The sequence below is a fragment of the Pseudomonas izuensis genome (genome assembly GCF_009861505.1).
Classification (GTDB): domain Bacteria; phylum Pseudomonadota; class Gammaproteobacteria; order Pseudomonadales; family Pseudomonadaceae; genus Aquipseudomonas; species Aquipseudomonas izuensis.
On sequence record NZ_WTFT01000074.1, the window covers coordinates 1 to 2,289 of the forward strand.

General features: G+C 60.0%; 2 protein-coding genes. Both read left to right on the forward strand.

Annotated features, from left to right (window positions below):
- On the forward strand, positions 1 to 667 hold a 667-nt coding region (locus GPL81_RS30830), incomplete at its 5' end, for an aldehyde dehydrogenase family protein (protein WP_160109367.1).
- Between the two features lie 197 nt (positions 668 to 864).
- Positions 865 to 2,238, forward strand: coding sequence for an ethanolamine permease (gene eat / locus GPL81_RS30835; RefSeq protein ID WP_160109859.1), 1,374 nt, complete (start codon positions 865 to 867; stop codon positions 2,236 to 2,238).
- Positions 2,239 to 2,289 lie beyond the last annotated feature (51 nt).

Here is a 2,289-nt window from a genome sequence, read left to right on the forward strand (position 1 = left end):
AGCCGCCGAAGGCCTGGTGCTGGCGTTCTTCAACCAGGGCGAAGTCTGCACCTGCCCTTCCCGCGCCCTGGTGCAGGAGTCGATCTACGACGAATTCATGCAAGTGGTGATGAAGAAGGTCCTGCAGATCAAACGTGGCGACCCGCTGGACACCGACACCATGGTCGGCGCCCAGGCATCCGAGCAGCAATTCGACAAGATCCTTTCGTACCTGGAAATCGCCAAGGGTGAAGGCGCCGAGCTGCTGACCGGCGGCAAGGTGGAAAAACTCGAGGGCAACCTGGCGAGCGGGTATTACATCCAGCCGACCCTGCTCAAGGGCACCAACAAAATGCGTGTGTTCCAGGAAGAAATCTTTGGCCCGGTGGTGAGCATCACCACCTTCAAGGACGAAGCCGAAGCCCTGGCCATCGCCAACGACACCGAGTTCGGCCTGGGCGCCGGCCTCTGGACCCGCGACATCAACCGCGCCTACCGCATGGGCCGCGCCATCAAGGCCGGTCGTGTGTGGACCAACTGCTACCACCTGTACCCGGCGCACGCCGCGTTCGGTGGCTACAAGAAGTCCGGCGTCGGCCGTGAAACCCACAAGATGATGCTCGATCACTATCAGCAGACCAAAAACCTGCTGGTGAGCTACGACATCAATCCGCTGGGTTTCTTCTAACTCCACGCGAAACCGTGTAACGGCCATTCGCTGGCAAGCCAGCTCCTACAGGAGCGAGGCTTGCCGGCGAAGGCGCCCCCTCAATGACACAACAAACACCGCCCTGCCGCTCTGGCACGGGCTTTGCGTGCCCGCTTTATACCCAAACGCAGTTCCCGAAAGTCCAAAAGATCGAACAAAAAAAATAGAGAGGACTTATGACGACTTCTTCCACACAGCTCAAACCCACACTCGGCACCCTGCATTTATGGGGTATTGCCGTCGGCCTGGTGATTTCCGGCGAATACTTCGGCTGGAGTTACGGCTGGGGTACCGCAGGGACGCTGGGTTTCCTCGTCACCGCCTTGATGGTGGCGACGATGTACACCTGTTTCATCTTCAGTTTCACCGAATTGACCACCGCGATTCCTCACGCGGGCGGGCCGTTTGCCTACAGCCGTCGGGCCTTTGGTGAGAAAGGCGGATTGATCGCCGGCATCGCCACGTTGATTGAATTTGTCTTTGCGCCCCCGGCGATCGCCATGGCGATCGGCGCCTACCTCAATGTGCAATACCCGGAGCTGGACCCGAAAATCGCCGCGGTGGGCGCCTATTTCGTGTTCATGACCCTTAATATTCTCGGTGTCAGCATCGCCGCCACCTTTGAACTGGTGGTCACCGTGCTGGCCGTCGCCGAACTGCTGGTGTTCATGGGCGTGGTGGCGCCGGGCTTCAGCTTCAGCAATTTCGTCCTGAACGGCTGGTCGGGCGCCAATGAATTCACGATAGCCTCGATTCCCGGCATATTCGCCGCCATTCCCTTCGCGATCTGGTTCTTTCTCGCCATTGAAGGTGCAGCCATGGCGGCTGAAGAAGCCAAGGACCCGAAACGCACGATTCCCAAGGCCTACGTCAGCGGCATTCTGACCCTGGTGTTCCTGGCCATCGGCGTGATGGTGATGGCGGGTGGTGTTGGCGACTGGCGCCAACTCTCCAACATCAACGATCCGCTGCCCCAGGCCATGAAAGCGGTAGTGGGCAACAATTCGAGCTGGATGCACATGCTGGTATGGATCGGCCTGTTCGGGCTGGTGGCGAGTTTCCACGGGATCATCCTTGGTTATTCACGGCAGTTTTTCGCCCTGGCCCGCGCCGGTTACCTGCCGCGCAGCCTGGCGAAACTCTCGCGCTTCCAGACACCCCACCGCGCCATCCTGGCTGGCGGCGTGATCGGCATCGCGGCGATCTACAGCGATGGCCTGGTCAACCTGCAAGGCATGACCCTGACCGCGGCAATGATCACCATGTCGGTGTTCGGAGCCATCGTGATGTACATCATCAGCATGCTGAGCCTGTTCAAACTGCGTAAAACCGAACCGAACCTGGAGCGCACCTTCCGCGCCCCGGGGTATCCGATCGTACCGGGGATCGCGTTGTTCCTGGCCGTGGTGTGCCTGGTGGCGATGGCCTGGTTCAACACCTTGATCGGCCTGATCTTCCTCGGCTTCATGGCCGCCGGTTACCTGTATTTCCAGATGACCGCCCGGCAACGCTCCGAGGCGCCAGCGGACGCTATGCTCGAAGGTATATAAGTTGCACTGGCGTCGGGCCGAAAGCCTGGCGCCTGCCCTATTGAAGTGCAC